Genomic DNA, 23402 nt, shown 5'->3' with positions numbered 1-23402 from the left:
CCTATGCACGTCGTCTTCCGCGAAAGCCATGGGCTCGAAGAAACCGAGACCCCGACCGATCTGGGTCAGAGCCCGGCGGACCTGGTGGTGCTGTCCTTTTCCGACAGTGACCTTGGCGCTTTCGCGGCGGGATGGCATCGTGGAGGTGGGCCTGAAGGACGCATGCCAACGATGCGGCTGGCCAATCTGACGGCGCTGAAGCATCCCCTCTCAGTCGACACATATGTCGAGCAGACACTGGAGAGCGCAAAGGGCATCCTGATCCGTCTGATCGGTGGAGTGCCCTATTGGGCGTACGGCTTGCAGCAGGTTCTGGCGCTGGCGCAGGCCAAAGGGATTGCACTGGCCGTGCTGCCCGCAGACGGTCGCGAGGATACGCGGCTGGATGATTACTCTACCCTGCCTGTCTCGACCCTGCGGCGGCTGGCGCATCTGTGCGACACCGGCGGTGAGGTCGCGGCGCAGGCCGCTCTGGCGCAGATGGCACTGGCTGCGGGGTTGTATGCAGGTCCGGTCATGGGCGCGAAGACCATCCCTGAATGCGGCGCCTGGTGCCCAGATCACGGCGTGATCCCTACAGAAAACGCTCTGCCCGGTGATGCGAAACGTATCATCGTAACCTTCTATCGTGCTTATCTGACCTCGGCGGACACAGCCCCAATCGCAGCGCTGATCCGCAGCTTGCGCGCGCGAGGTTTTGAGGCCGTCGGCCTGTTTGCCCCGTCGCTCAAAGCACCAAATGTCGCCGATTGGCTGCGCGAGACTATTGTAGCGCTGAAGCCTTCGGCGATCATCAACGCCACCTCATTCTCAGGCAAGGGCGCATCAGGCACCTCACCTCTCGATGTGGCAGAGGTGCCGGTCTTTCAGGTGGCGCTGGCCACCTCACGCCGCAAAGCGTGGGCCGAAGCGGAACGTGGCCTTTCACCAGCTGATCTTGCCATGCATGTGGTCCTTCCGGAAGTGGACGGGCGGATCAACGCGGGCATCGTATCCTTCAAAGAGCCGGGCAAACGCGACCCGCATCTCGAGTATTCTCGCTTCGCTCATCGGGCTGAACCCGAACGGATCGAAGCCATCATCAACCGCATCTCCGGCTGGCTGAACCTTCACGACAAACCCAAAGCGGAGCAGGTTCCGGCGCTGGTACTATCGACCTATCCCGGCAAAGACTGGCAGATGGCACATGCAGTGGGTCTGGATGCGCTGGCCTCGGCTGAGGCAATGTTGCTCGATCTGCAAGGCGAAGGGTATGACACCGCGCCTGCCGAGCCGATTGCTGAAACTCTTCTTGATGCCCGGATTTCATGGCCGCTAGAGGATTATCAGGTGGCGCTGGCGGCGCTGCCGGAAACACTCCGCGCCGATCTCAATAAGGTTTGGGGCACTCCCGAAGACGACCCTGCTTTCACAAATGGCGCGTTCTACTTCGCTGCGCTGCGTCGCGGAAAGGCTCTGATCGCGCTGCAGCCCGAGCGCGGCACACCCGAACTGCGCGATGATGACTATCACGATCTGTCGCGCACACCGCGCCACGCCTACGTCGCCTTTTACCTTTGGTTACGCAAAGGATTGGGCGCGGATGCGCTGATCCATATCGGCGCGCATGGCACGCTGGAATGGTTGCCGGGAAAATCAGTCGCCTTGTGCAACGAATGTTGGCCCGAGGCGTTAATCGGCGATCTGCCGGTGATCTACCCCTTCATTGTCAACGACCCCGGCGAGGCCGCGCAGGCCAAGCGTCGGATCGGGGCGGTCACGTTGGGCCATATCCCCCCCCCGATGAAGGAAAGCGGCACACCAGATCGCATGGTGCGGCTGGAATCGCTGTTGGACGAGTTCTCGAATGCGGATGGCCTCGACCCCAAACGCCGTGACCGCCTGCAGGAAGATATCCGGGACGAGGCGCAGGCGATCGGGTTGGAAAACGACCTTGGCCTCGATCAGGCAACCTGCACCGCCGAGGCGATCACGCGCATTGACCGATTTGTCTGCGACATCAAGGAAAGCCAGTTCGGTGATGGGCTGCATATCTTTGGGCGCGTCCCCGATGAGACGGGCAATTTCGACGCTGCCCACTCAGCCCAAGCTGAACGCTCTGCCCTGATTGACGCTTTAGCGGGCAAACGGATCGAGGCCGGGCCGTCCGGTTCCCCCTATCGCGGGCGTACGGATGTTTTGCCGACCGGGCGGAATCTTTACACGACCGACCCACGCTCGGTTCCCACGCGCGCGGCCTATACACAAGGCGTCAAGCTCGCCGAGGAACTGGTTCGGCGGCACCTGCAAGAAGAAGGCGACTACCCCAAGGGCTTGATCGTCGATCTATGGGGTTCGGCCACTATGCGCACAGCGGGCGAGGAATTCGCCATGGCGCTACACCTGCTGGGAGTGAAGCCGGTTTGGGATAAAGGGTCTGAGCGGGTCTCGGGCATCGAAGTGTTGCCGATCACCGATCTCAGCCGCCCGCGTCTGGACGTAACATTGCGCGTCTCTGGCCTGTTCCGGGACGTGTTCCCGACGCTTTCAGCGCTGTACGGTCAGGCTGTTCGCGCATTGACCAAACGAGATGAAGCACCCGACTGGAATCCTTACGCCGGTCAGGAGCCTGCGGCGCGGGTCTATGGGCCAGCCCCCGGCAGCTATGGTCTGAACATGACTCATCTGTCCGAAATCTATACGGATGAGGCACGCGTGCAAGCGGGTGAGGCTTGGCTTGATGCCAGTTCCTTCGCTTTGGAAGGCGAGCATATAGCGCAAGATAAGGACGGCATCTCTCAGCGCGTCGCCAATGCCGACAGCTTTGTGCACCTACAGGACCTGACCGAAACCGATCTGCTGCTGGCCAACGACTATGCCACGCACGAGGCCGGATTTGCCGCCGCCAAGAAAATCACCGGCGGTACCGCACAGCTCTATCATCTGGACAATACCAACCCGGACAACCCGCGCGCCCGCACCCTGCCCGAGGAAATCAGCCGCGTCGTCTATGCCCGCGCCGCCAACCCGGGCTGGATTGCCGGAATGCAGCGGCACGGGTTTCGGGGTGCCGCTGAAATCGCGGCGACGCTGGATCATATGGCATCTTTCGCGCATCTGTCCGGCACAGTCGCACCGCATCTGTTCGATCTGTACCACGACGCCACGCTGGGCAATGAAGAGGTCGACGCCTTCCTGCAACAGGCAAACCCGCAAGCACATCAGGCCATGCAGGATCGGTTCCGTGCACTGCTGGAGGCAGGGCTATGGCATACCCGCCGGAACTCGATCCGCGCCGACCTGGAGGGGTTGGGATGAGTGCGCCCATCGTGCAGGGCTGGTGCCCCAGTGCCCATCGCCCGATGATGTCCGGTGATGGGCTGGTTGTGCGTGTACGCCCTCGGCTGGCGCGTCTGGATGCCCAACAGGCGATAGGGCTGTGCGAATTGGCGGAACGGTTCGGCAATGGCACGATCGACCTTACCAACCGCGCCAACCTTCAGCTGCGTGGAGTAGAGGAAACCGACCATCAATCCTTGTTGGCCGCGCTTTCCTCGCTGAACCTGCTGGACGCCGAACCCGGAATCGAAATTCGCCGCAACATTCTGGTCTCGCCACTCTATGAAGCCGGTGATCTGACCGCTCGGCTGACACAGGAATTGATCCAGCGTCTGGCCGAGCTTCCGGATTTACCTGCCAAGTTCGGCTTTGCCATCGACACAGGTTCCGAGCGTTTATTGGCCGATGACTCGGCGGATATCCGGCTTGAACTCGGTTCGGGCAGCCTGATCCTGCGCGCGGACGGGGCCGAAACCGGGCGAGTGGTGTCGGAAGCTCAAGCCATCGACCAAGTGATCGCGTTGGCGAAGTGGTTTGCGCAAACCCACACAACCGAGACCCGCCGCATGGCGCGGACCGTTGCCACATATGGTTTGCCCAACGAGTGGCAAGGCAGCGCGCCCGGCCCCATTGGCGTGCCTCTTCAACCGGGAGCCTGCGTGCAGGGGACACTCTATGGCGCTGCCTTTGGGCAGCTACCGGCGCGGCAACTCCATTTGCTGATCGAAAACAGCAACGCCACTGCCCTGCGGGTCACACCATGGCGGCTGTTCCTGTTGGAAGGCGGGGCGGCGATACCCGCCCTTGACTTTGTCACAGATGGCACCGACCCGCTGAGAACAACCGACGCCTGCCCCGGCGCGCCATACTGCCCGCAGGCGCAGGTCGAAACCCGCGGTGTGGCGCGCGCCCTGGCCGCGCGCGTTGCAGGCAGCCTGCATGTATCGGGCTGCGCCAAGGGATGCGCCCGAATGGGTCCGGCCGATGTCACTTTGGTTGGCAATTCCGGACGATTTGACCTTGTCAAACAAGGCCGTGCGGGGGATGAGCCCTGCCAACGCGGCCTGACCGAAGAAACACTCATGACCATGGACTTCACCTGATGCCCTATGAATACGAAACCGACGGCGCGGCGATCTACAAGCAGAGCTTTGCCACCATCCGATCCGAGGCTGATCTGGCCCGGTTCGATGCCGATGAAGAACAGGTCGCCGTTCGGATGATCCACGCCGCAGGGATGGTCGGGCTGGAAGAGTTCGTCCATTTCTCGGACGGTTTTGTCTCGGCAGCGCGTTCCGCGCTGGAAAATGGCGCGCCGATCCTGTGTGATGCCCGCATGGTCAGCGAAGGCGTCACCCGCTTTCGCCTGCCCGCTGATAACGAAGTGATCTGCACCCTGCATGACGAGCGCGTGCGCCCTCTGGCTGCCGAAATGAGCAACACGCGCTCTGCCGCCGCGCTAGAGCTGTGGCGTCCGCATCTGCAAGGAGCACTGGTCGCGATCGGTAACGCCCCTACCGCGCTTTTCCACCTTCTGAACATGTTGGAAGATCCCGACTGCCCACGCCCCGCTGCCATTATCGGCTGCCCGGTGGGCTTCGTCGGAGCGGTCGAGTCCAAGGATGCCTTGTGGGAAGCGCAGCCAGTACCATCCTGTATCGTCAAAGGCCGTTTGGGAGGCAGTGCGATCACAGTTGCTGCCATCAATGCTATCGCGAGCCGCACCGAATGAGCGGGGGTAAAATATACGGCGTGGGCCTCGGCCCCGGCGATCCGGACCTGATGAGTGTCCGTGCGGACCGCCTGCTGCGCAATGCCCGCCATGTGGCGTTTTTTCGCAAACCTGGCCGCACAGGTCAGGCCCGCAAGATCGTCAATGGAATGATCCCCGGCGACGCCATCGAGTTTCCAATGGAGTACCCGGTAACAACCGAAATCCCGGTGACAGATCCAAGGTATAATGAACTCCTTTCGGTGTTTTACGAAGACTGTGCCACACATCTGAAATCACTTACCGAAAATGGTGAGGATGTAGTGGTCCTGTGCGAAGGCGATCCGTTCTTCTATGGATCATTTATGCACCTTTACAATCGACTACGAGACATATCTGAAGTCGAAGTCGTACCTGCCATAACCGGCATGTCCGGCGCTTGGACCGCAACCGGTGACCCGATAACTTGGGGCGACGATGTCCTCACGGTTCTTGTTGGAACCTTGCCCGAGGATACGCTGACTGAACGCATGACCCAGACCGACGCGCTGGTTGTCATGAAGATCGGGCGGAACTTCGACAAGGTAAAGCGCGCGCTGAAACAGGCCGGGCTGTATGACCGCGCGTGGATCGTCGAATACGCTCAGATGCCGAACCAACGGGTCTGCAAACTGTCTGATAATTGCGAAGGGATCACGCCCTATTTCTCAATCATTCTGGTTCATGGACAGGGACGCCGACCATGAGCGGTTGGGTCAAGATCGCTGGCCTTGGGCCTGGAAACGAAGCACTGGTCACTCCCGAAGTCACTGCCGCTCTGGCAGAAGCGACGGACGTGGTTGGCTACATCCCTTATGTTGCTCGGGTGGCCGAGCGAGAGGGGTTGACCCTGCACGCCAGCGATAACCGGGTCGAGATCGACCGCTCTCAGCACGCTTTGCAAATGGCGGCCGACGGTAAACGCGTCGTTGTAGTCTCGTCAGGGGATCCCGGCGTGTTTGCAATGGCCGCTGCGGTGTTTGAAGCGCTTGAAAACGGGCCGAAAGACTGGCGCGACATACAGATCGAAGTGTTGCCGGGGATCACTGCGATGCTGGCGGCTTCGGCCCGCGCTGGGGCACCGTTAGGGCATGATTTCTGCGCCATCAACCTGAGCGACAACCTGAAGCCATGGCCACTGATCGAAAAGCGCCTCCGACTTGCCGCGCAGGGCGATTTCGCCATGGCGTTCTATAACCCTCGCTCGAAGTCTCGACCGGAAGGGTTTGAAAAAACGCTGGAAATCCTGCGGGAGGAATGTGAGCCGGAACGCCTGATCCTGTTCGCACGCGCTGTATCCCGCGAGGATGAGGCTTTGCGGATTTCAACTCTGGAAGAAGCCACGGCAGATATGGCGGACATGCAGACTGTCGTCATCGTCGGCTCGTCCCTGACCCGCATAGTCGAGCGCAACAGCGCCCCGATCGTCTACACCCCGAGATTCACGCTGGCCAAGGATTAAGTATGCGCCAGCCAGTCCAAGACCTGCGTGACATTTGCCAACTCGGTCCGCTTCGGCAGAGTCGGACGGTCTATCATCAGAACCGGCAAGCCCAGCGCCCTGGCGGCATCCAGTTTGGCCCGCGCGCCGGTGCCACCCGCATTCTTGGATACAATCAATTGCGTATGGTGACGTTCCATCAAGGCCCGGTCCTCTTCAACAGAAAACGGGCCCCGCGAAACGATCACATCGCTTTTCGGAAGCGGCAATGCGCCCGGATCGTCTACAAGCCGCAAAAGATAGTGATGCTGAGGGTGGGCTGCGAAGTCATGAAGATGCATGCGGCCGACTGCCAGGAAGACGCGGCGGGCTGGACCGGCCAGAGCTTCAACCGCACCTTCAATATCCGGTACGTGCTGCCAGTTGTCCCCGTCTTGCGCGACCCAAGCAGGTCGCGTCAAAGCGGCCAAGGGCGTTGCGCCCCCCGCACAGGCTTCCACCGCATTTCGGCTCATCTGCGCCGCAAAGGGATGAGTCGCATCGACAACATGGGTGACGCCGTGCTCGTGAATGTACCGCGCCAGTCCCGCTGCACCACCAAACCCGCCCACGCGCATCGGCACGGGTTGCGAGCACGGGTTATCGACACGTCCGGCGTAGGAATATGTAGCGGGAATGCCTTGATCGGCAACCGATTTTGCCAGAGCATTCGCCTCGGTCGTGCCACCAAGAATAAGGAGGTTGGGCATGTCTGAAACTCCGTGGTTGACCGTTCTGGGTTTGGGCGAAGATGGACTGGATGGCCTGTCCCCTGCAAGCCGTCAAGTGCTGGACCGCGCTGAGATTGTCATGGGTCCGACACGCCACCTGTCGTTGATCCCAGACAGCGCGGCGGAACGGATTGAATGGCCGGTCCCATTTGCCGATGGCCTGCCAATTCTGACCGCATTGCGCGGTCGGCAAACCGTTGTGCTGGCCTCGGGTGATCCGTTCTGGTTCGGGGCCGGGTCCGTTATCGCGCGTAATTTCGAAACGAACGAATGGATTGCCCTACCCGGCCAGTCGACCTTTTCGCTTGCTGCTGCGCGGCTTGGTTGGCCGCTTGAAAACACGTTGACCTTCGGGCTACATGCCGCGCCTCTGACGCGCCTTCGCCCTCACTTGGCAGCCGGCCTGCGCGCGATTCTCTTGCTGCGCGACGGCAAAGCCGTAGCCGAGCTTGCGACCTATCTGGGCGAAACCGATTTTGCCGATTGCACTCTGCACGTCATGGAAGCGCTCGGTGGCCCCCGTGAACGCGCGCGCAGCGTGTCGCTGACCGAGGCGTTGCTTGGAACCTTCGAACATCCGGTTTGTGTCGGTCTTGATGTCGCGGGTACTGGGCGTGCCTTTCCCAAAGCCTCGGGAAAGCCCGATGACATCTTTGAAACCGACGGCCAGATCACCAAGCGCCCCATTCGCGCGCTAACCCTGTCGGCGCTTGCCCCTCATCGGGGTGAGCATCTGTGGGATATCGGTGGTGGCACCGGTTCGATCAGCATCGAGTGGCTGATGTGCGATCCGACGCTAACTGCAACGACTATCGAGCCGCGTGCTGATCGGGCCGAACGCATTCGCCGCAATGCCAATACGTTAGGGCAGGATCGGTTGTGCGTTGTGCACGGTTCTGCACCAGAGTCGTTGGCTGATCTTGACCGACCCGATGTGGTGTTCATCGGTGGCGGTCTGAGTGCGGATCTGCTGAACTGGCTACACGCTAATCTTCAGGCCGGCACGCGGCTGATCGCCAACGCGGTGACATTGGAAAGCGAAGCGTTGCTAGCTGAATGGCACGACAAGCTCGGCGGAGACCTGCTGCGCATCGAACTGGCGCAGGCAGCTGCGCTTGGTCCACGGCGAGGCTGGAAATCTGCCTACCCAGTGGTGCAGTGGAGCCTCACGTTATGATCGTCGCGGGGTTAGGTTTCTCATCCTCTGCTACGCTGGCCAGTCTTCGTGCCGCTTTCGAGCTTGCCTCGACAGGAAAAACTGTCGATGCCCTTGCGACCGTTGCGGACAAGGACGGACACGCCGCACTTGCCGCGCTTGCAGAAGCAACTGAGCTGCCGATACATTTCATTCCGGCAAATGATCTTGCCGAACAACGCACACTTACTTGCTCAGCCCGCAGTCGCGCCACATATGGCACCGGCAGCGTGGCCGAAGCATCCGCTCTTGCTGCCGCCGGACATGGCGCGCGGCTGATTTCACCCAGACAAATCTCGGACGACAGGCTTGCAACCTGCGCCGTCGCCATCGGAGGACAGACATGACCGTTCATTTCATCGGCGCCGGACCGGGCGCCGCCGACCTGCTAACCCTGCGCGGGCGCGATATCATCGGCTCCTGCCCGGTGTGCCTCTATGCGGGTTCATTGGTACCCGAGGAGATTCTGGGCCACTGCCCCGAAGGCGCGAAGATCGTAAACACCGCACCCATGGATCTGGATCAGATCATGGCCGAAATCGAAGCAGCGCATAAAGCTGGACAGGACGTGGCGCGGCTGCATTCCGGGGACCTCTCGGTCTGGTCGGCGATGGGTGAGCAAATCAGACGTCTGAAAGAGATGGGTGTCCCGGTCAGCGTCACGCCCGGTGTACCCTCGTTTGCGGCTGCGGCTGCAGCGCTCGGGACCGAGCTGACACTGCCCGGTCTGGCGCAATCAGTGGTCTTGACCCGCACGCCCGGGCGTGCGTCTTCGATGCCGGAAGGCGAGACACTGAAAAACTTCGCTAAAACAGGTGCGACTTTGGCTATCCACCTTTCGATCGGAAATCTGGATAACGTCATCGCCGACCTGACACCTGCCTATGGGGCAGACTGCCCGGTCGCCGTGGTCTACCGCGCTAGTTGGCCGGATGAGAAGATCATCCGCGCAACGCTTGCCACGTTGAAGGAGGCACTGGACAACAGCATCTCGCGCACCGCACTGATCATGGTTGGTCCGGCGCTTGCAGGTGAAGGGTTTGACGAAAGCTGTCTGTATTCCAAGACATATGACCGCCGCTATCGCCCTCAAAGCGCCGACAGTCCGTGGTCGAGCTGGAGCCATGGTGATGACTAACCCCCCCGGAATACTGATTTCCGCTCCGTCGTCGGGTACAGGCAAGACCACTGTCATGCTGGGATTGCTCCGGGCTTTGGCCCAGGACGGCTTGACCGTGCAACCGTTCAAAAGCGGGCCGGACTATATAGATCCGGCGTTTCACCGCGCTGCAGCGGGCCGAGCCTCGTTCAATCTGGATAGCTGGGCGATGGGAGAGCCACTGCTAACCGCGATCTCAGAGCAGGCAACCGGAGCAGATATCGTGGTGGCCGAGGGCTCGATGGGTCTGTTTGATGGTGTCGCCAAACCCGGAGAGCTGGGGCATGGGTCGAGCGCTGAAACGGCGCTGCGCATGGGATGGCCGGTCGTTCTGGTCCTGGATGTCGGAGGACAGGCGCAATCGGCGGCGGCGACCGCGCTTGGCTTTCGGATGTATAACCCCGATCTACCTTTTGCCGGGGTGATCCTGAACCGCTGTGCCAGCCCAAGACATGAGCGGCTGACGCGGCTGGGCATGGAACGGGCTGGATTGCCGGTTCTGGGCGTTCTTCCGCGCCGAGGTGATCTGACTCTGCCCGAAAGACATCTAGGCCTGATCCAGGCGGTTGAGCATCCGGATCTGGAAACGGCAATCGCCGGATATGCCGCATTCCTGCGTGAACATGTCGATCTGGATGCGATCAAACGGGCGGCCTCCTCAGGCCCTGCTGGGCCATCGTCAGCCGCGCTGCCGCGCCCCCCGGCGCAGCGGATCGCACTGGCCCGTGATGCAGCGTTTTCATTTACCTACCCGCATCTGCTGGAAGGGTGGCGCAGCGCCGGTGCAGAAATACTGCCCTTTTCCCCACTGGCAAACGAAGCGCCAACTGCAGACGCTGAACTGGTCTGGCTACCGGGGGGCTATCCCGAGCTGCACGCAGGAACATTGGCGGCAGCAGATACCTTCTTGACGGGGCTGCGCAAACACGCGGAAACGCGGCCCGTGCATGGTGAATGCGGGGGCTATATGGCATTGGGGGAAGTTCTGGTCGACAAGGAAGGCGCGCCACATCAGATGGCGGGGTTGTTGGGTCTGCAAACCTCACACCAAAAGCGCAAATTCAACCTTGGCTATCGTAGGGCTGAACTTTTGGCGTCGATGCCTGGCTTTGCCAAGGGTACCGCCTTGCGCGGACATGAGTTCCACTATTCCTCGATCATCGAACAACCTGACGCTCCTCTTGCGCGAGTCTTCGATGCCGAGGGGGCCGAAGGCCCTCAGACAGGATCGCGACGTGGCAATGTCACCGGCACATTTTTCCATCTTATTGCAGAGGCCTCGGCATGACCGGTTTTGTCTCTTTCATTGGCTCCGGTCCGGGTGATCCGGAGCTACTAACGCTCAAGGCCGTAGACCGGATGCAGAAAGCCGATGCGGTGCTGTTTGATGATCTCAGCAGCGGCCCGATCCTGACCCATGCGCGTGACGATGCTGATCTGGTTGGTGTTGGCAAACGCGCCGGTCGCCCTTCGCCCAAGCAGGATCACGTCAGCCGATTGTTGGTGGAGTATGCGCAGACCGGTCAGCAGGTGGTACGCCTGAAATCCGGTGACGGAGGAATGTTCGGTCGACTGGAAGAAGAACTGGTCGCGTTGCAGGCAGCCGGCATCAAGTACGAGATCATTCCCGGCATCCCCTCTGCCGTCGCGGCGGCAGCTGCAGCTGGTATTCCTCTGACCCGACGCCTGACTGCACGTCGTGTTCAATTCGTCACCGGGCATGACGTAAGTGGCAAATTGCCGACCGATCTGAACCTTTCCGCCCTGGCTGATGCTAGCGCGACGACGGTCGTATTTATGGGCAAGCGCACTTTTCCCTTGCTGGTCGAAGCCCTGAGCGCGCGTGGCTTGCCGTTGGACACGCCTGCTTTGATGGCCGAATCTGTTTCAACTCCCGAACAATCCTTGGAGCGCTCCACAATCGGAGACCTGTCCGACAAGCTGCGATCCGAGGTTGGAACCGCCCCGGCCCTGATCCTGTATGGCCCGCTGGCAGAGTTCGAAGATGTTTGAACTGATTCTGATCGGAATCGGCACGGGTAATCCCGACCACCTGACCTTTCAGGGGGCGAAGGCGATCAGATCAGCGGACCTGATCCTGATCCCGCGAAAAGGAGAGAACAAAGCTGATCTGGCCGGTTTGCGCGAAGACATCATCTCGCAGGTCACCGACAAACCTGCACGGATCGCCTATTTCGACGTTCCCAAACGCCGGGCAGATGACGGCTATCTCCGAGGCGTCGACGAATGGCACGACGCAATTGCCCTGCGCTGGCACGAGGCGATTTCAGCCTACCCGGACGCGCAGAAGGTGGCGTTGCTGATCTGGGGTGATCCGTCGCTGTATGACAGTTCGCTAAGAATTGCAGCGCGGCTGGACCCGCAACCGCCAGTCCAGGTTATTCCGGGAATCACAGCGTTACAGGCATTGACTGCAGCCCATGCGATCCCGATCAATGAGCTGGGCGCGCCCTATGTCGTGACCACAGGCCGTCGCATCCGCGATGATGGATGGCCTGAAACGGCGTCGAAAGTGGCCGTAATGCTGGATGGCGAATGCTCGTTCCAGAGCCTGAAGATGACCGATTATGACATCTGGTGGGCGGCATATGTGGGCATGAAAGAAGAGATTCTGATCAAAGGCCCATTGGCGGATGTGGCGCAAGACATTCTGGATACCCGCGCGCAGGCCCGTTCTGATCACGGCTGGATCATGGATATCTATCTGCTGAAGAAACGTGCGGCCTGACGCGCGCACAGGATTGTGAGCCCCGTTTCAGCGCTTTTCTGTCATCAATTCCCCAGTCAACAGGAAGGGAAAGAACATGAGGGCGCTTTGGGCTGCGATCTGCCTGCTGGCGATGCCTGCTTGGGCCGACGGCATCGAACCTCTTACTGGATGGGCGGTTTACTCCAGCGGAAAAAGCTATGAGACCCTCGTGGATGACACAAAGGCCGCGGTAAAGGAAAACGGCCTGATCGTTGTGACACAGGCCGGGCCGACCAAAGCGGCGGCCTCGCGCGGTATCACCATTCCGGGCAACCGGGTGATTGGCGCATTCAACAACGATTACGCAGTTCGGGTTCTTGAAACCTCGACCAACGCGATGATCGAAGCGCCCATCCGTTTCTACGTGACCGAGAACGAGGACGGCACTGCAACCCTTTCTTACAAGACACCAAGCTTCGTCTTTGCCCCTTACGCAGACGAGGGCGGAGACGCTCTGCGCGAGATTGCCATAGAATTGGACGCAAAGTTTCAGGCCGTAGCGGAAAACGCCGTCAAATAGTCACACTGACGTGAACCTGCTTGCGTCCGGACGCGTCCTCCGCAATCTGCTGACAGATAACTTTGTCGGAGCTTGATTAATGCAGGACCTGTCTCCCCGCGCTGCGGATTTGTTGGCACAACGCCTTTTCGAGGCCGGATGCCGCCATGCGTTCGGTATGCCCGGCGGCGAGGTTCTGACATTGGTGGATGCGCTGGAAAGCGCGGGCATTGCTTTCCACCTTGCAAAACACGAAAACTCAGCAGGTTTCATGGCCGAAGCGGTCCACCATCGCGATGGTGCACCTGCAATCCTCGTGGCCACACTCGGGCCCGGAGCGATGAACGGGATCAATGTGGTCGCCAACGCCCTGCAGGATCGGGTGCCGATGATCGTGCTGACCGGATGTGTCGACGCGGATGAGGCGTTGACCTACACCCATCAAGTGATGGATCACGCGCAAGTCTATCGCTCGATCACCAAAGGCAGCTTTATGCTGACGGCCGACGGGGCCGATATCATCGCCGACAAGGCGGTATCGCTTGCCAACCAAGCGCGCCCCGGCCCGGTACACATCGATGTGCCTATCTCGGTGGCCGATACGCGCGTATCAGGGGTTAAACGTCGTCGACTGGCAAAAGTTGCTCCTGTCGCGCCTGGCGCGGAATGTCTGGAAAAGGCCCGCCGCTGGGTGGCCGAGGCTGAGCGACCTTTGGCGATCATCGGTCTTGATGTTCTTTACGACGACTCGCGCTGTGTGGTGCGAGCATTTCTAGAGCATTTCAACATTCCCTTTGTCACCACCTACAAGGCCAAGGGGGTGGTGCCCGAGGATCATCCACTCTGCCTGGGCGGGGCGGGTTTGTCTCCGCTGGCCGATAAGCATCTAGTCCCGCTGGTGGAACAGGCTGATTTGGTACTGTGTTTGGGATATGACCCTATCGAGATGCGCCCCGGCTGGCGCGAGATCTGGGACCCAGAAACCAAGCGCGTGATCGACATATCAGCCGTGGTGAACGATCATTACATGCATCAGGCTGGGCTAAATCTGGTCGCCGACACCGGCGCAACGCTTGAGGCCATTGCCAAGGGCAACCCTGCCGGCAAGACCTGGCCGAATGGTGAGCCTGAACAGGTCAAGGCTGCGCTGGCGAATGCTTTTCCGACAGATGAAGACTGGGGACCGGCGGCGATCATCGCAGAAACTCGTGCCGTTCTGCCACCCGAGACCCTCGCCACGGCCGACAGCGGCGCGCATCGCATTCTGCTCAGTCAGATGTGGGAGTGTTCGGAGGCACGAGGGTTGATCCAGTCCTCGGCGCTCTGCACCATGGGGTGTGCCGTTCCGATGGCGATCGGTCTGAAAATGGCCGAACCGGATCGCCCCGTGATCAGCTTTTCTGGCGATGCCGGCTTTCTGATGGTTGCTGGAGAGCTGTCGACTGCCGCCGAATTGGGTGGCAACCCAATCTTTCTGGTCTTTGTCGATGCCAGCCTTGCGCTTATCGAACTGAAACAACGCCAGCGCCAGATGGGCAATCGCGGAGTGGACTTTGACCGCCATGACTTTGCGGCTTTAGGCCGCGCATTCGGCGGTTATGGTCACACAGTTCGTAGCCGCGACGATTTGCGGGCTGCATTGGATCAGGCGTTGAAAGCAGACAAGTTCACTGTCATTGCTGCGGAAATTGACCGTGGAGGATATGATGGCCGCATCTGAAGGACCGCTGAAAGGCGTCAAGGTACTGGACCTGTCTCGCATTCTGGCAGGACCCACTTGTACGCAGTTGTTGGGCGACCTTGGCGCTACCGTCATCAAAGTCGAAAACCCGGCGACCGGTGGTGATGATACGCGGCAATGGGGCCCTCCTTACGCCGAGGATGCGGATGGCAACCGCTCAGACCTGAGCGCATATTTCATGTCCTCCAACCGCAACAAGAAATCGGTCGCCTTGGATATCGCAACACCCGAAGGACAGGCAGAAGTCCGACGCCTAGCCTCGCACGCTGATATTCTGATCGAGAATTTCAAGCCCGGTGGACTGGCGAAATACGGGCTCGACTACGCAACCTTGTCCAATGAGTTTCCTGACCTCGTCTACTGTTCGATCTCAGGCTACGGGCAGACAGGCCCAAACTCATCGAAGCCCGGATATGATCTTATGGCGCAAGGATATGGCGGGATCATGTCTCTGACCGGAGACGCCGACGGCGCGCCGATGAAAGTAGGCGTCGGAATTGCTGACGTGATGTGTGGTATGTATGCCTGCGTTGGTATTCTGGCTGCGCTGCGTCATCGCGACATGACTGGCGAGGGTCAGCAGATCGATCTGGCGCTGGTGGATGCACAGATCTCTTGGCTGATCAATGAAGGCGTGAATTATCTGACCTCGGGCGAAGTGCCTCAGCGGCGCGGCAACGGGCATCCCAATATTGTGCCTTACGAGGTCTATCAGACGGCGGATGGGCACGTGATTCTGGCCGTTGGAAATGACAGTCAGTTCAAAAGATTTTGCAGCTTCATCGAAAAGCCAGAGCTTGCCAACGATCCCCGATTTGCCACCAACCCGGCCCGTCTTGAAAATAGGGATGCGTTGAATGCGATCCTGCGCCCGGCAGTTCAGGCGCTGGATACAGGCAGCGTCATCGCGGGGCTTGAAGACCTGAAAGTCCCTGTTGGCCCGGTGCGGACGCTCGATCAGGTTTTTGCCTCGGATCAGGTCGCTGCCCGCCAGATGCAGATCTCGATGCAAGCTGAGCCTGGCGAGGTGCAACTGATCGGGAATCCCCTGAACCTGTCACGCACGCCTGTAACATATCGCAGCGCACCACCGGTCTGTGGGGCTGACACACAGGCTGTTCTGAACGCGGAAAACCCCTTCGAAGATTGAAACACTCTGCCCGTTTAGGCGGCAAGTTGCTGAAACATGCCCTTGAATCGGCGGTTTTTTTCGCGTTTCTCACACACGGGATTTCACCAATTCGAGAGCAGGGTCGATACTGTTACGACCCGGCTGCACACTCTGTTACATCGAACAGTGTAGAACGTCGCAATCAGATTGGACCCGAGTATGAAACAAGACGTCTTTGGACAGATGAACACCCTGAACCAGCCCGCAAGCGTCGAGGCATGGGATGGTGTTCTCCTTGGGTTCATGGCGCATGCCGCTGTCACACCGCAACATCTGGGCAAGGTTCTGGAGCTTGAGCCGGACTTTGCGCTGGGCCATGCGGTCAAGGGGCTGTTCATGGTTCTGCTGGGCCGGCGTGAGATGATCGCGGTCGCTGCCGAAGCGCTGAGTGCCGCGAATGCAGCGATGGAGCGTCAGCCAGTTTCAGCCCGGGAAAGGCTATATGTCGAGGCCCTTAGTTTGTATATGGCCGACCTTCCATCACAGGCCGTTCAGAAATTTGAAGAGATTCTGCGGGCGCACCCAACTGATACTCTGGCCATGAAGCTCAGTCATGCGACGCGTTTCGTTCTGGGCGATGCGGCGGGGATGCGTCGGTCGATCGAACGGGTGATGCCAGCGTATGAACCCGACCACGCCGGACGTGGATACTTGCTGGGATGCCACTCGTTCGCGCTGGAGGAAACCGGCGCCTACGAGAAAGCCGAAATCGCCGGTCGTCAGGCCCTATGGATGGTTTCGGACGACGCCTGGGGATTGCACGCTGTAGCGCACGTGCACGAGATGACGGGCAACGCGCAGCTGGGACTGGACTGGCTCGCGGGACGCGAGGACGCTTGGGCGCATTGCAACAATTTCCGCTATCACGTCTGGTGGCACAAGGCGCTGATGCACCTGGATTTGGGGCAAGTCGATCAAGTGATGGCGCTTTACGATCATCACATCCGCCAGGACAAAACCGACGATTATCGCGATATCTCGAATGCAACCTCGCTGCTCTCCCGGCTAGAGCTTGAGGGCGTGGATGTTGGCAACCGCTGGGAAGAACTGGCCGATCTCAGCGCAGCCCGAACCGAAGACGGATGCTTGATCTTCGCCGATCTTCACTACTTGCTGGCATTGACCGGGGACAATCGTTCGGAGGCTACGGCAAATATGCTGCAGCGTATTCAAAATGACGCCCAGCGCAATCAGGGTGACACGCCGATCCGCATGTCCGACCCGGGTATTGCCGCCGCAAAGGGGCTTGAGGCCTTTGGAGAAGGCCTTTACGGCCAAGCCTTTGATTTTCTTTCAAATGCCCGGGGCGGTATGCAACTGGCGGGTGGCAGCCACGCCCAACGTGATGTATTCGAGCGCATCACCATTGATTCCGGCCTGCGCGCTGGCCGCTTGGATGCTGTCGAGCGCATCTTGGACGACCGCCGCGCCAAACGTGCCGGGGGAGAGGACAATTACGCCCTCGCCCGCCGAGAATTGATCGAGGCCGCACGCGACAGCGGCGACGCACAAAGCGTCCCCGCCGAATAACAACAATAAAAGACCAAGAAGGACAGAAACCGTATGGCGACCGCATCGCCCGCTTCTGATTTTGCTCCGGTGGCGTCTCAGGCCGCCGCCCCCGCCGCTACGCGCGATCCGCGGTTGGATTTCTATCGCGGCATCGCGATGTTCATCATCCTGATTGCCCATATTCCGAACGATCCGTGGGCCAAATGGATACCTGCCCGCTTTGGCTTTTCGGACGCAACCGAGATCTTCGTATTCTGTTCAGGCATGGCTTCGGCAATTGCTTTTGGGGGGGCGTTCATGCGCAAAGGCTGGTGGATGGGCACCGCACGCGTGAGCTTTCGCATCTGGCAGGTCTACTGGGCGCATATCTGCCTGTTCTTCTTTGTCGCGATGACAATGGCGGCCCTGAACCAGAGTGGGCTGTTCGAGAAAAACTATATCTCCTCTCTCAATCTACAGCATTTCTTCAACGATCCGGCGTCACAGATCGTCGGACTGTTCACCCTGACCTATGTGCCGAACTACTTCGATATTCTACCGATGTATCTGGTGGTACTGGCGATGATGCCCCTGTTTATGGGGCTATATCGTATCGGATTCTGGGCGGTCGCCATGGCCTCGGTCACGATCTGGCTCGTTGCACAATTCGACTACCTTGACCTGCCGGCCGAGCCCTGGTCAGAGCGCCAGTGGTTCTTCAACCCATTCGGGTGGCAATTGCTGTTCTTCACCGGCTTTGCGTTCATGCGAGGTTGGATTCCAGCGCCGCCGGTGTCGAAAACTCTGATCTGGGCGGCAGCATTGTTTTTGATCTTCTCGATGCCGTTCGGCTCGTGGAAGGTATTCAACTGGATCAATGCAGCAGCCCCTGATCTGGCTGATGAGATTCGCAAGGTCTGGCCAGTGACCAAAGAATTTCGCGACAAGACCGACTTTGGTCTATTCCGATATCTGCATTTTCTGTCGCTTGCCTATCTGGGTTGGGTTATCGCCGGTGAGCATGGCCGTCGCCTGATAGCGACCGGTCATGGGGCAGCCGCTAAGGTCTGGCAGTTCCTGCTGACCATCATCACCAAAGTGGGTCAGCAATCGCTCGCGGTGTTCGTATTTTCTATGGCAGCAGCACGACTTATCGGCGTCGGACTGGACCTGAGTGGGCGGGATGTTGCCAGTGTGTTCATCGCCAACATGATTGGCTTTGCCATGATCATCGGCGTGGCTTATCTGGCCGCCTGGTTCAAGTCACAACCTTGGAAATCAAAGAAATGAACTTTACACGTCGCGCTTTTCTCGCCTCATCAACGGCTCTGGCCTTCGCCCCAGCGGCATATGCCACAGGTGGAGAGACCCCGTTCAGCCGAGACGACGTCATCGCAATGGCCCGCGACCTGGCCAGCCGTGATTATGCCGAACGTGAGATGGTTCCGCAGGAGTGGCAGGACCTGACGTATCAGCAATACCGTTCAATACGGTTCCGGCTGGATCGCGCGCTGTGGTACGAGACCGAGACGCCCTTCAACGTCGATTTTTTCACGCCGGGCCTGTATTTTCCACGCACAGTGAAAGTATCGACCGTCGAGGACGGTATGACCAAGCCGGTCGCCTTTGATCTGGCCATGTTCGATAAGTCTGAAGACGTACCTGAGCTTCCCATTGACGACACGCTGGGCTTTTCAGGTCTACGCCTGCGTACTGAGATGCACCGCCCTGGCGAGACAGACGAGTTCTGCGTTTGGCAAGGGGCCAGCTATTTCCGCGCCATCGGTTTGCACGAAGTCTATGGCCTTTCGGCCAGAGGGCTCGCCTTGAAGACCGGCGATCCAGATGGCGAGGAATTCCCCGAATTCATTCGTTTCTGGTTGGAGCGTCCAGAACCGGATCAACGTAACATGGTCGTTCATGCGCTCATGGACAGCCCCAGCGTTACAGGGGCCTACCGCTTCCACGTTACCGCCGGTTCAGATTGCGTGATGGATATTGAAGCCACCCTGTTCCCACGTACCGAACTGCCCCATGTCGGCATCGCGCCCGGCACATCTATGTTCCTGTTCGATCAGACCAATCACAGCCGTTTCGATGATTTTCGCCCCGCAGTGCACGACAGTGACGGGTTGATGATCCGCAACGGCGCAGGAGAGGTTCTGTGGCGCCCGCTTGCGAACCCGACTCGCCTGCAGATCTCGTCTTTTGTCGACACAAACCCCCGCGGCTTTGGTCTGATGCAACGCAAGCGCAAGTTCTCGGACTATGCGGATCTTGAAGCCAATTATCACAAACGCCCAAGCTTGTGGGTCGAACCCAGCGAAGACTGGGGTAAAGGCACCGTCACGCTTGTCGAAATCCCGGCGGATCAGGAGATTTATGACAACATCGTCGCCTATTGGCGCCCGATGGAACCCTACGCCGCAGGCAGCCAGATTGATCTGTCCTATCGCCTGATCTGGGGCGAGGAACCTCAGCACACCCCTATGGCCCGCGTGATCAACACCGCGATGGGCGACAACACGTTCGGCGAGGGCCGTTTGGCTGTGATTGATTTCGAAGCCAGTGAGCTGCTTGACGATCCCGAGGCCATCACGGTGTTTGTCGACTCGCCCCATGCCGAAACTTCAGAAGGCGTTCTGCAGCGTAACCCAGACACGGGCGGGTTGCGGCTGGCGTTCTCATTCGAACCAGGCGAACGCAACCACGTGGAACTGCGCGCGCAGTTGCTGAAAGACAAACAACCAGCCTCTGAAGTCTGGCTTTACCGTTGGACCATATGAACCGCGATCTTCATATCATGCCGCCCGAGGCCCCTCTGGCGATGCCAGCGCAGAACTTTGCGCAGGGATTCCGCGATGCGCAGGTACCTGCCGGGGGTCGAATTCCCTCTGTCGGGTTCTGGCGCGCGCTGGTCTTCTCACCTGCCATGGCGGCGGCTTTGGGCCTGCTCTGGGTCATGTCCGACTGGTTCAGCGCCGAAGGGATTAATCTGGTCGAAGGTATCCTGCTGACGCTAATCTCGTTCAATTTCTTCTGGATTTCCTTCACGGTCTGCACCGTGCTGCTGGGCATGGTCTCGCTGTCCCGGCAAGAGCAGCCAAAGCGTGAAGGACGCTCGCAACCGTTGCGCGTGGCGCTTTTGACGCCTGTCTATAACGAGGTGCCGTGGAACGTGCTGGGGAACGCCCGCACGATGCTGGAAGACCTGCAGAAACGCGGTGGTCAGCACCACTATGCCATGTTCATTTTATCCGACACGCGCGACCCCGAGATCGCCGCGCAGGAACAGGCCAGCGTTGAGGCGTTGCGGACCACGCTGGCACCGGGGCTTGAACTCTATTACCGCCGCCGCCCCCAGAATACGGATCGCAAGGTCGGTAATATTGCCGATTGGGTCAGCCGCTGGGGCGCGGACTGGGATGCGATGTTGGTGCTGGATGCCGACAGCCTGATGACGGGTCGCGCGATCTCGCGCCTGACCGATGCTTTGGCCCGCGATCCCGGCGCAGGCCTGATCCAAAGCTATCCGCAGCTGATTGGCGCGCAATCGGTCTTTGCCCGGATGCAGCAGTTTGCCAACGGCGTCTATGGTATCGCCTTTGCCGAAGGCCTCGCGCGCTGGTGCGGGCAAGAAGGCAATTATTGGGGCCACAACGCCATCATTCGCACCTGTGCATTTGCTTCTAGCGCAGGTCTGCCCAAGTTGCGGTCGCTCAACGGACAAGACAAGCTGATCATGAGCCACGATTTCGTCGAGGCCGGATTGCTGCGCCGCGCCGGATGGGCCGTGCGCTTTCTGCCGCGCATACGCGGATCATATGAAGAAACGCCCCCCACCCTCATTGACCACGCAATGCGCGATCGCCGCTGGTGTCAGGGCAACCTGCAGCACCTGAAACTGCTGGGTTCGACCGGCTTCCGCGCAGTCTCGCGGTTCCATATGTTCCACGGCGCGGTCGGATATCTGATGTCGCCGCTATGGTTTGCACTTTTGGTGATGTGGGCCTTGATCGGTCAGGGCAAGGACGCCTCGGTCCTGCATTACTTCAGCCCGGACAATCCGCTGTTCCCGCAATGGCCAGAAATGTCCGAAACACGCCATGTGCTGATCATTCTGGTGATGTATGCGATGCTATTGGCGCCCAAGGTTTTGGGCGTCGCTGCCCTGCCCCTCAGCGGTGTGCGCTATTCCGATTTCGGCGGAACGCGGAAATTCTTCACTTCATTTCTGTCCGAAGTCATCCTGTCGATCCTCTATGCCCCTATACTTATGGTGCAGCAGATGATTGCAGTGTTCCGCACCGCGTTGGGCATTCAAAAGGGCTGGTCCCCGCAAGCGCGCGATGGTGGCAGCTACGGGCTGCGCACGCTGATCCTGTGCCACAGCCTTGAGACTATCATCGGCGTCGCGCTTAGCGTTGGCATCCTCGCCGGTCTGGTCTCGGTCTGGCTGGCCCCGATTGCGATCAGCCTGGCACTGGCGATCCCATTGTCTGCGCTCAGCGGCGTATCGGCAGGCACCGCGCGCCGAATGGTTGGTATGCGCGAAGATGTCAGTGAGCCTGCAATTACACGCTCGGCCCGGCGCTATCGCGATGAGTTGAAGCGATTGATCGAAGGCAAGGGCGTGATCACACCGGCGGAATGATCACCCGCCGGGCAAGCCTTCGTACCAGTCTACCATCATATCAGCCCAGCCGTTTGGCACCGTATGGCCGCCCGGGAACAGAGCAAATTCCAAGGCGCTACCTTCGGCACATCCCATCCAGTTGCGACGCATAAACTGGCCCGTGGTAGAAAACCCGCTGGGCTTGGTATCGGCACACTCATTGGCGACCCGCCAGATTTCCAATCCGGCAAAGATATCGCCCTGGTGGAAACGGCCTCCGCCCAAAAGGCGGCCCTCCAGCGGCACCACATTGTCCGTCCAACCATGGGTGTGGAACATGCGTACCGGACCATCACAGCTTTCGGGATGTGGCCGCCAGAACCCGCCTGAAACCGGGACATAAGCAGAAAATGAATCCGGCGCAGCGCAGGCGAGGTAATAAACCATGAACGCGCCAGCCGAGAAGCCGCCCAGCACCACGCGATCCGGGTCGATATCAAACCGGTCGGCAGCGTCCTGCACTACTTCACGAAGAAACGCGGGTTCATCCCGACCTTCCCAACCGGGAAAGAAGTTCCAGCTTTTTCGGCCGTTTCTCTCGGACCCTTCCGGTGCCATCACCGCGTAGCCGCGCGCCAGCAGTGGCTCGACCATGGATCGGTTCTTGAGCGTACCGGTGGCGCTGCCGCCATAGCCGTGCAGGAACACAACCAGCGGAGGGTTCTCCGCTTTCGGCAGTTCGATGTGATATCCGCCTGATGCGGTTTCGCACATCCCCTCGGTATCGCCACAAGCCGCAAGGCCGGGTTGCCCGGCAAAAACAAAGCACGCGGCCAACCAGTGTCTGACACTCATCCCGTTTCCTCTTCATAAGCGTTGACAGGCAACCCAGCCCGCACCCAACCGGGCCCGGCCGCCGAACCCAGCATGCCCTCGGGCACGTCGATGATATTGGTAAATCCAGCCTCGGTCAGTCGATTGCTTAATCGGGCCGAGCGCACCCCGCGTGCACAGATCAGTGCGACAGGTGCAGATCGGTCCCCCCCGAGCAGGTGGTCCAAGGCCTGCACGAAATCCTCACGGCGCATGTCGAGCGGATGGGCCGCTTCGGCGACCCCGGTCGCCCGCCATTCGCGTGGGGTTCGGATATCGATAAGATGGATCGCGCCGTCGAGAGCCTGTTGATGGGCGGTGGCCGCCGCAATCTGACCACCAGCATAGGCCTGCGGGATCAGCCGGTATTCGCGGATTGCGAAACCCGCTGCAATGGCGGCCCCTCCGCCCAATAGGACCCATCTGCGGGTTCGGCCTTTCCCTTCTGCCATGCGGCACTCTCCTGCATTGTCAGATCGGTATTATCATATGGCAATTCGCGACGCTTTCAGGAAATCCAACCCTCAGATCAAGTTCGCGTCATAGTTACACAGGTAGATCACGTCCAATATGTGCGCTTTAGGACCTTTCGGAACCTTGCAATTTCCG

General features: G+C 59.7%; 21 protein-coding genes. 18 read left to right on the top strand and 3 right to left on the bottom strand.

What is annotated here, in order from left to right; translation table 11 throughout:
* Positions 1–3 precede the first annotated feature (3 nt).
* Genes cobN through cobJ form a run of 5 tightly spaced genes read left to right on the top strand, consistent with a single transcriptional unit; the run spans position 4 to position 6530 of the window.
* Positions 4–3297, top strand: coding sequence for a cobaltochelatase subunit CobN (gene cobN, locus ACR0AW_RS14200; RefSeq protein ID WP_170732863.1), 3294 nt, complete (start codon positions 4–6; stop codon positions 3295–3297).
* Complete coding sequence (cobG, locus tag ACR0AW_RS14195) at positions 3294–4421, top strand: precorrin-3B synthase (RefSeq protein WP_170732864.1); 1128 nt, start codon at positions 3294–3296, stop codon at positions 4419–4421. The genes cobN and cobG overlap by 4 nt, the downstream gene beginning before the upstream one ends.
* A complete protein-coding gene (locus ACR0AW_RS14190; RefSeq protein WP_170594882.1) occupies positions 4421–5050 on the top strand; it encodes a precorrin-8X methylmutase in 630 nt (209 codons plus the stop codon). Before cobG ends, ACR0AW_RS14190 begins: the two co-directional genes overlap by 1 nt.
* Complete coding sequence (locus ACR0AW_RS14185) at positions 5047–5775, top strand: precorrin-2 C(20)-methyltransferase (protein ID WP_170732865.1); 729 nt, start codon at positions 5047–5049, stop codon at positions 5773–5775. Before ACR0AW_RS14190 ends, ACR0AW_RS14185 begins: the two co-directional genes overlap by 4 nt.
* Positions 5772–6530, top strand: a complete 759-nt coding sequence (cobJ, locus tag ACR0AW_RS14180; protein WP_170732866.1) for a precorrin-3B C(17)-methyltransferase — start codon at positions 5772–5774, stop codon at positions 6528–6530. Before ACR0AW_RS14185 ends, cobJ begins: the two co-directional genes overlap by 4 nt.
* On the opposite strand, the gene ACR0AW_RS14175 is transcribed toward cobJ, so the two are convergent.
* A complete protein-coding gene (locus ACR0AW_RS14175) occupies positions 6527–7258 on the bottom strand; it encodes a cobalt-precorrin-6A reductase (protein ID WP_170732867.1) in 732 nt (243 codons plus the stop codon). The two genes, cobJ and ACR0AW_RS14175, sit on opposite strands and share 4 nt — an antisense overlap.
* Between ACR0AW_RS14175 and cbiE the strand changes: the two genes are divergently transcribed.
* The 13 genes from cbiE (at position 7257) to mdoH (ending at position 21959) form a co-directional block, all read left to right on the top strand.
* Positions 7257–8456 (top strand): precorrin-6y C5,15-methyltransferase (decarboxylating) subunit CbiE, encoded by a 1200-nt coding sequence (gene cbiE / locus ACR0AW_RS14170; RefSeq protein WP_170732868.1) that lies wholly within the window; start codon positions 7257–7259, stop codon positions 8454–8456. The genes ACR0AW_RS14175 and cbiE overlap by 2 nt on opposite strands.
* On the top strand, positions 8453–8821 hold the full coding sequence (locus ACR0AW_RS14165) for a cobalamin biosynthesis protein (RefSeq protein WP_170732869.1): 369 nt from the start codon (positions 8453–8455) through the stop codon (positions 8819–8821). The genes cbiE and ACR0AW_RS14165 overlap by 4 nt, the downstream gene beginning before the upstream one ends.
* Positions 8818–9612: a precorrin-4 C(11)-methyltransferase gene (gene cobM / locus ACR0AW_RS14160; protein ID WP_170391857.1), complete on the top strand. Its 795-nt coding sequence runs from the start codon at positions 8818–8820 to the stop codon at positions 9610–9612. Before ACR0AW_RS14165 ends, cobM begins: the two co-directional genes overlap by 4 nt.
* Positions 9599–10921 carry a cobyrinic acid a,c-diamide synthase CobB gene (locus tag ACR0AW_RS14155; protein WP_480439220.1) on the top strand — a complete coding sequence of 441 codons (1323 nt, stop codon included), beginning with the start codon at positions 9599–9601 and terminating at the stop codon, positions 10919–10921. Before cobM ends, ACR0AW_RS14155 begins: the two co-directional genes overlap by 14 nt.
* Positions 10918–11646 carry a uroporphyrinogen-III C-methyltransferase gene (gene cobA / locus ACR0AW_RS14150; RefSeq protein WP_170732871.1) on the top strand — a complete coding sequence of 243 codons (729 nt, stop codon included), beginning with the start codon at positions 10918–10920 and terminating at the stop codon, positions 11644–11646. The genes ACR0AW_RS14155 and cobA overlap by 4 nt, the downstream gene beginning before the upstream one ends.
* Entirely contained in the window at positions 11639–12382 is a 744-nt protein-coding gene (cobF, locus tag ACR0AW_RS14145; RefSeq protein WP_170609347.1) for a precorrin-6A synthase (deacetylating), read from the top strand. Before cobA ends, cobF begins: the two co-directional genes overlap by 8 nt.
* Before the next feature lie 76 nt (positions 12383–12458).
* Complete coding sequence (locus ACR0AW_RS14140) at positions 12459–12923, top strand: DUF302 domain-containing protein (RefSeq protein WP_170401258.1); 465 nt, start codon at positions 12459–12461, stop codon at positions 12921–12923.
* A gap of 79 nt (positions 12924–13002) precedes the next feature.
* Positions 13003–14622: a thiamine pyrophosphate-binding protein gene (locus ACR0AW_RS14135; RefSeq protein ID WP_170662082.1), complete on the top strand. Its 1620-nt coding sequence runs from the start codon at positions 13003–13005 to the stop codon at positions 14620–14622.
* Entirely contained in the window at positions 14609–15793 is a 1185-nt protein-coding gene (locus tag ACR0AW_RS14130; RefSeq protein ID WP_170732872.1) for a CoA transferase, read from the top strand. Before ACR0AW_RS14135 ends, ACR0AW_RS14130 begins: the two co-directional genes overlap by 14 nt.
* A 180-nt stretch (positions 15794–15973) precedes the next feature.
* Positions 15974–17344, top strand: a complete 1371-nt coding sequence (locus ACR0AW_RS14125; protein ID WP_170732873.1) for a tetratricopeptide repeat protein — start codon at positions 15974–15976, stop codon at positions 17342–17344.
* A gap of 33 nt (positions 17345–17377) precedes the next feature.
* A complete protein-coding gene (locus ACR0AW_RS14120; protein ID WP_170732874.1) occupies positions 17378–18595 on the top strand; it encodes an OpgC domain-containing protein in 1218 nt (405 codons plus the stop codon).
* Complete coding sequence (locus tag ACR0AW_RS14115) at positions 18592–20091, top strand: glucan biosynthesis protein G (protein WP_170401267.1); 1500 nt, start codon at positions 18592–18594, stop codon at positions 20089–20091. Before ACR0AW_RS14120 ends, ACR0AW_RS14115 begins: the two co-directional genes overlap by 4 nt.
* Positions 20088–21959: a glucans biosynthesis glucosyltransferase MdoH gene (gene mdoH, locus ACR0AW_RS14110; protein ID WP_170563640.1), complete on the top strand. Its 1872-nt coding sequence runs from the start codon at positions 20088–20090 to the stop codon at positions 21957–21959. Before ACR0AW_RS14115 ends, mdoH begins: the two co-directional genes overlap by 4 nt.
* On the opposite strand, the gene ACR0AW_RS14105 is transcribed toward mdoH, so the two are convergent.
* Positions 21960–22775 carry a PHB depolymerase family esterase gene (locus ACR0AW_RS14105; protein ID WP_170391879.1) on the bottom strand — a complete coding sequence of 272 codons (816 nt, stop codon included), beginning with the start codon at positions 22773–22775 and terminating at the stop codon, positions 21960–21962. It abuts the gene before it with no gap.
* Positions 22772–23245 (bottom strand): rhodanese-like domain-containing protein, encoded by a 474-nt coding sequence (locus ACR0AW_RS14100; protein WP_170732875.1) that lies wholly within the window; start codon positions 23243–23245, stop codon positions 22772–22774. Before ACR0AW_RS14100 ends, ACR0AW_RS14105 begins: the two co-directional genes overlap by 4 nt.
* Between the last annotated feature and the right edge of the window lie 157 nt (positions 23246–23402).

Source organism: Ruegeria sp. C5, assembly GCF_056537605.1.
Note: the sequence above shows the minus strand (reverse complement) of the source record. Positions and strands in the feature narration are given on the sequence as shown.